The 6066-nt window shown below is 70.1% G+C and carries 6 protein-coding genes; 1 reads left to right on the top strand and 5 read right to left on the bottom strand.

Features of this window, described 5'->3' with window-relative positions:
• The 5 genes from HOV77_RS12865 to HOV77_RS12845 all read right to left on the bottom strand — a co-directional run.
• Positions 1-999 (bottom strand): hypothetical protein (locus HOV77_RS12865; RefSeq protein ID WP_290861744.1); only part of this gene is annotated, 999 nt, incomplete at its 3' end.
• Between the two features lie 46 nt (positions 1000-1045).
• Positions 1046-2173: an acyltransferase gene (locus tag HOV77_RS12860; protein ID WP_290861742.1), complete on the bottom strand. Its 1128-nt coding sequence runs from the start codon at positions 2171-2173 to the stop codon at positions 1046-1048.
• Positions 2174-2324: 151 nt separating this feature from the next.
• Positions 2325-2588, bottom strand: coding sequence for a DUF6510 family protein (locus HOV77_RS12855; protein WP_290861740.1), 264 nt, complete (start codon positions 2586-2588; stop codon positions 2325-2327).
• Positions 2581-3339: a ferredoxin reductase gene (locus tag HOV77_RS12850; RefSeq protein ID WP_290861738.1), complete on the bottom strand. Its 759-nt coding sequence runs from the start codon at positions 3337-3339 to the stop codon at positions 2581-2583. Before HOV77_RS12850 ends, HOV77_RS12855 begins: the two co-directional genes overlap by 8 nt.
• Positions 3309-3908 carry a sulfite oxidase-like oxidoreductase gene (locus HOV77_RS12845; protein WP_290861736.1) on the bottom strand — a complete coding sequence of 200 codons (600 nt, stop codon included), beginning with the start codon at positions 3906-3908 and terminating at the stop codon, positions 3309-3311. The genes HOV77_RS12850 and HOV77_RS12845 overlap by 31 nt, the downstream gene beginning before the upstream one ends.
• Positions 3909-3972: 64 nt before the next feature.
• Between HOV77_RS12845 and HOV77_RS12840 the strand changes: the two genes are divergently transcribed.
• On the top strand, positions 3973-5886 hold the full coding sequence (locus HOV77_RS12840; protein ID WP_290861734.1) for a M3 family metallopeptidase: 1914 nt from the start codon (positions 3973-3975) through the stop codon (positions 5884-5886).
• Positions 5887-6066 lie beyond the last annotated feature (180 nt).

The raw sequence follows: 6066 nt of genomic DNA, 5'->3' as shown, positions 1-6066 counted from the left end.
GACCGTCACCGCGTTCGAACCCCAGTACGCGGTCGCGCAATACGTCGAGGGATCGCCGCGCGAGCCGCTTTGTGCGTACCCGTAGGGGATGGAAAGGCCGGGGAAGGTGACCCGGTAGCGGCCGACGCCGAGGTAGGCGATCGTGGGCGTGCCGCCCGTGTTCCGCGAGCCCTCCGCCCAGTACGAGGCCGGATCGCCCCATGAGTGCCGGAAGTACGCGTTGGCCCGCGCGGGCGTCGTGCCGAGGACATTGACGCCACGCGAGTAGCTGATCGAGAAGCGGGTGTCGGCCGGGTTGCCGAACGCGTCGACGCAGAAGACCCCGATCGGCGTGGGCGTCTCGTCGTTCTCGCCGTGGACCTCGCAGCGCACCGGAGCCGTCCCGTACGCGGTGACCTGGTAATGCCCGTCGTTGTTGTCGACCGGGTAGTGCGCGTCGACGGTCGGCATCTGCACCATGTACACGCCTTGCGACTGCCGCCACGCCAACGGCGAGCCGCCGGTGGAGTCGTAGGAGTACGCCGTGCTCGGCGTGTACGGCGTCGCCGAGTACGCATCGTGCGCCCAGAAGTACGCGAAGGTCGCGTACGCCGACGTGCGGTTGGTGAAGTGCGCGACGAAGTAGGAGTCGGCGGCGACCCCGGCGGCGGTGAAGCAGCGGATGCTGAGCACTTCGTCGACGCCCACCGGCAGCCAGCTCGCGATCGTGCAGATCCCGGTGTTGCCCGAGCCGTAGGGGCGTACGTGGGCGACTCCCCCGCTGACCGCCATCCCGGCGAACCGTACGGAGTAGACCCCGGCCGAACTGCGCGTGATCACGACCGCGCCGCCGGTGGAGTTGCGTTCGTATCCGCTGGCCGCCGAATAGCTCGCCGCCGACGGCTGGTACGCCCACACGTACCCGTCGACCTGGACGCCTGCACTGACCGGAGCGGGCACGGTTGTAACGGCTACGACCGCGGCCGAGACGGCGAGCGCGAGGGCGAGGATACGACGCATGACGCGATCATGCGGCGATTCGGCGGCGGCGTCAGTCGCGTAGCCGTCAGGCGGAGGCGGACAGGGGTTGCGGTTGCGTGGCCGGAGCCGAGCGCGGCGCGGGCACAGCGGGCACCAGGGCCGGCCGACGTCGGGCGGCGATGTCTTCGATCCAGCCGACGCAGAGCACGGCCAACGCCGTCAAGGGCGCGCCAACCAGCAACGACGCCACTTTCATCTCGGTCGACAGCGGGGTGATCCCGGCGTACTGGAGCAGCGCGCCGGTCAGGAACAGGGCCGGTAACTGCCACATGTAGATCGTGATCGCGCGCGCGTTGAAGGCGCTGACCAGGCGGGCAAGCCGGGGGAACCGGTCCAGCCAGGCCAGCGTCGGCCGGGCCCGCAACGCCAGGAGGACGAATCCGGTGCCCCACAAGGTTTCCGCGATCGGGTCGCTGAACGGGAAGCCGCCCTGCCCGGCGCCCCAGGCGTACCCGGCGACGCCGAGCACGGCGGCCGACGCCGCGCACACCCACACCGGGACCCGATCGAGCAGCCGCGTATGCCGGGCGAACCCGAGCATCCAGGCAGTGCCGTAGGAGGCCGTCGACCACAGGACGTCGCCGACGCGGTTGACCGGCAGCGGGACGAGCGGCGAGTAGAGCAGGATCGCGAAGGTCAGCGGGGCCACCAGGGTCGCCACCGGCCAGCGCTTGAAGAACCACCAGAAGATCGGCGACAGCAGGACGAACCAGATGTACGCCCGGATGTACCACAGCGCCAGGGTGAACGCGCCGCCCCAGGAACTCGCGGGCGGGTTGGCCAGCGGCAGCACCCAGTACAGCAGGTCCTGCCAGCGCAGCGGATGCTCGGTGTCGTGTTCCCAGCCGTTGATCAGCATCAGCGGGACGGCCACCGCCGCCAGTACCCACAACGGCAACAGAGTCCGGCGCAGCCGAGAGCGTACGGTCGGGGCGGGTCCCTTGCGTTCGAGGGAGGCCGCGGTCATCGCCCCGGCGAGCCCGAACATCACGAACATCGACGGGAACAGCACGGCCAGCCAGCTCATCCACAGCGTGTGCTGGAGGAAGACCCGAGTGATCGCGACTGCACGCAGAGTGTCGACGTAGCGACTGCGGGGACGGGTGGTCTTGGTTTCGGAGTCCAGAGCCTGCTCGTCACCGCTGCGATTCACTGCCTGTTGCCTCGCTTTGCTGATCCGCGTAGACCGCGCCAGCCCGGATTGGCCCGCGAAATTTCCGGTCTACCCGTATCAGTAACCTACACAAACCTTGAAGACGCCTCAAAGCCGCCTTTCCCAGGATTGTGTCCGTGAGCTGTGCCGACTACATGCTGAAACGCAGGCTCACCGCGCCGCGGAGGTCCAGCCAGGCGTCGGTCGGCGTACGCACCAGCCGCAGGATGACCTCGTCACATCCCGGGCACCGGCCGACCACCCCCGGACCGTGATCGTGCCCGTAGACCCGCAGGTTGGCCAGCGGCCCGGCCAGCCCGCAGCCGGCGCAGCGCCCCTCGACCGCGGTGACGTCGACTGCGAACAGCTCTCGCATCGGCCCGGCCAGCGAACTTCCGTCAACGTAGTCAAGCATCGGTTCCTCCGAAGCGCTCGGTCTTGATCCGCTGGGGTTCGTGCCCGGCGTCGGTCAGCAGGTCGGCGGCGGCCTCGACGAACCCGGTCGGCCCGCAGACGAACACCGACGGCTCGAAGTCCGGCGGCCAGCCCCATTCGGCCAGGTCGGCGGCGGTCAACCGGCCCGGCGGGCGGCCGTGCCCGTCCGGTACGCGACGCGTGTAGACCACGGTGACGTCGAGCCCACGGTCCTCCAGGGCACGGCGGCGCAACTCATCGGCATAGAGCACGTCTTCCGGCGTACGCGTGGAGTAGACGAGCCGGAACGGGACGCGGACGGCGGCTTCCGCGCGGGCCCTGATCATGGCCATGAGCGGGACCACCCCGGAGCCGCCGGCGACGAGCAGCACGGGCGCGGTGTCGGCGGGGCGCCACACGAACCAGCCGCCGACCGGGCCGCGCAGCTCGACCCGCATCCCGGGCTGGAGCACGTCGACCAGGTAGGGCGACACCTCACCGTCCGGAATGCGCTGCACGGTCAGCTCGACGAGATCGTCCCGGTCGCTGAAGGCCGAGGCGATCGAGTAACTGCGTTCGGTCGAGTAGCCGTCCTCGGCGGTCAGCCGCACGTCGACGTGCTGTCCCGGCAGATGCCCGGCCCAGCCGGGCACCTCGAACACGAGGGTATGCGCGCTGCCGGTCTCGGCGCGCACCTCCTGCAACGTGGCCGCGCGCCAGGTCAGTCGCCTTGATACCGCTGCTCGCGCCATGGGTCTCCGTAATCGTGGTAGCCGGCCGTCTCCCAGAACCCGGGCTCGTCCTCGAGCAACAGTTGCAGGCCGCGCACCCATTTCGCCGATTTCCAGAAGTACAGGTGCGGCACCAGCAGCCGGGCCGGGCCGCCGTGCTCGGGAGCGAGCGGCTCGCCCTCGAACTCGTACGCGATCCACGCCTGCCCGTCGAGCAGGTCGTCCAGCGGCACGTTGGTCGTGTAGCCGCCGTAGGAGTGCGCGAGCGCGAAGTCGGCGGCGGTCTCGACGTCGTCGAGCAGCGTCGCGATCGGTACGCCGCGCCAGTGCGTCTGCAGCTTGGACCACTTCGTGACGCAGTGGATGTCGACGGTCACGTCCTCGGCCGGCAGGGCGGTCAGCTCGGCCCACGACCAGGTATGCCGTTCGCCCGTCTCGGTGATCACCGTGAACTCCCACGTGTCGAGCGGCACGCGCGGAGTCGGCCCGGCTGAGAGCACCGGGAAGTCCTGGGTGAGGTACTGGCCGGGCGGCAGTTTCGGCCCGGCCGGCTGACGGCGGCCGGAGAACCCCGGCGACACGATTCCCACCCCGTAGTTCTACCACCGCCGAACGGGGCGGCGGCGCGGTCTGCCGGAACGCTACGGTTGCCGAATGCAGGAGACCTCCGCGGCCGCCGCCCTCGTGGCAGGCGGCTCCGACGCGCTCACCACCGCCGCCGACGAGGCCGCGGCCACCGCCGCCGAGCACCTCGGCGCGTTCCTCTCCCTCGGAGAGCTGTCCGCGTACGACGACGCCGTGTCCACCCTCGGCCGGGTACGCAATCTGGCGAAGCTGGCTCAGATGGCCCATCCGGACGCCGGCGTACGCACGACCGCCGCCACCGTGCAGCAGGACCTCGACAAGCGGCTCACCGAGATCTCCCTCGATCCGGCGGTCTACCGGACGCTGGCCGGGCGGGACCTGACCGAGGAGGATTCGGCCACCCGGCACTGGGTCGGCCGGGTGCTACGGGACATGCGCCTGGCCGGTGTCGACCGCGACGACGAGACGCGGGCCCGCGTACGCGCCCTGCAGGACGAGCTGACCGCGACCGGGCAGGCGTTCGAACGGACGATCGCGTCGAGCACCCGGACGGCGGAACTGCCGCCGAGCGCCCTCGACGGGCTGCCGGAGGACTACGTCGCCGCGCACCCCGCCGGCGACGACGGGCTGGTCCGGATCACGACGGACTATCCGGATCTCGTCCCGTTCCTCACCTACTCCCGGGACGCCGCCGCGCGCGAGCAGCTGTGGCGGCTCAACAACCTGCGGGCGTACCCCGAAAACGAGTCGAACCTTCGCCGCCTGCTGGAGCTGCGCCGGGAGCTGGCGACCCTCCTCGGCTTCGCGACCTGGGCGGACTTCGTCACGGCCAACAAGATGATCGGCTCGGAGCAGGCGATCGCCGACTTCATCGCCCGCATCTCGACGGCCGCCCGCGACCGCGGCGACCGCGACTACGCGGTCCTGCTGGACCGCAAACGCGTCGACGACCCGACCGCCGAGGCCGTCGAACCGTGGGACAACATGTACCTGACCGACCGCGTACGCGCGGAGCAGTTCGCCTTCGACTCGCAGGCGGTCCGGCCGTACCTGGAGTACCACGCTGTCAAGGACGGGTTGATGGCCGTCGCGGCCGAGATGTTCGGCGTCGAGTTCCGGCCGTCCGAGCAGCCCGTGTGGCATCCCGAGGTCGAGGCCTACGACGTCGTGGAGAACGGCGCCGTGCTCGGCCGGATCTACCTCGACATGCACCCGCGCGCCGACAAGTTCAACCATGCCGCCATGTTCACGATGGTCGTCGGGAAGCAGGGGCGGACGCCGGAGTGCACGCTGCTGTGCAATCTGCCCAACCCCGCCAACGGGCGCGCCCTGCTGCAGCCGAGCGATGTGCGGACGTTCTTCCACGAGTTCGGCCACCTGCTGCACCAGGTCTTCGCCAGTGCCGGCCGGTGGAGCGGCGTCGGCGGGGTCAGCGTCGAGTGGGACTTCGTCGAGGCGCCGTCGCAGCTGCTCGAAGAGTGGGTACGCAACCACGGCGTGCTGGCACGCTTCGCCCGTCACGTGGACACCGGCGAGGCGATCCCCGCCGAGACGGTGGCGGCGATGCGGGCCGCCGAGGAGTTCGGCAAGGGCATGCTGGTCCGTCAGCAGATGTACTACGCCGCGCTCAGCCTGGAACTGCACCGCCGCGATCCGTCCACACTGGACATCGATGCGGTGGAGAAGGAGACGATGGAGTTCCACACCCCGTTCCGGCACCCGGAGGGCACGAAACTCCACCTGTCGTTCGGCCATCTCAACGGATACTCCGCGATGTACTACACCTACATGTGGTCACTGGTCATCGCGAAGGACCTGTTCACCGCCTTCGACCCCGACGACCTGCTCGATCCCGGCCCGGCGGGCCGCTACCGGGAGAAGGTCATCGGACGCGGCGGTTCGGCCCCGGCGGCCGAGCTGGTCCGGGACTTCCTCGGTCGCGACTACGACTTCGAGGCCTTCCAGGCGTGGCTCGTGAGCTGACGAGTGGGACGTCACGCACGTAACCCCGGCCGGGAAGGGTGCGTGGCGTACCACCGAACGCGTCGGGCCGCGAGGCCGCGCGTCAGGCGCGAGGCCGCGCCCGCGAGCGCTAAGCCTGCAGAGACCGCGTCAGGTCGCGAGCGGTCAGCCGAGTGCACTCGGTCGCGAACCGGTCCGGCG

Source organism: Hamadaea sp. (assembly GCF_013362815.1).
Lineage (GTDB): Bacteria > Actinomycetota > Actinomycetes > Mycobacteriales > Micromonosporaceae > Hamadaea.
The sequence above is the reverse complement of the archived record's forward strand: the minus strand, read 5'-3'. Positions and strand labels throughout refer to the sequence as shown.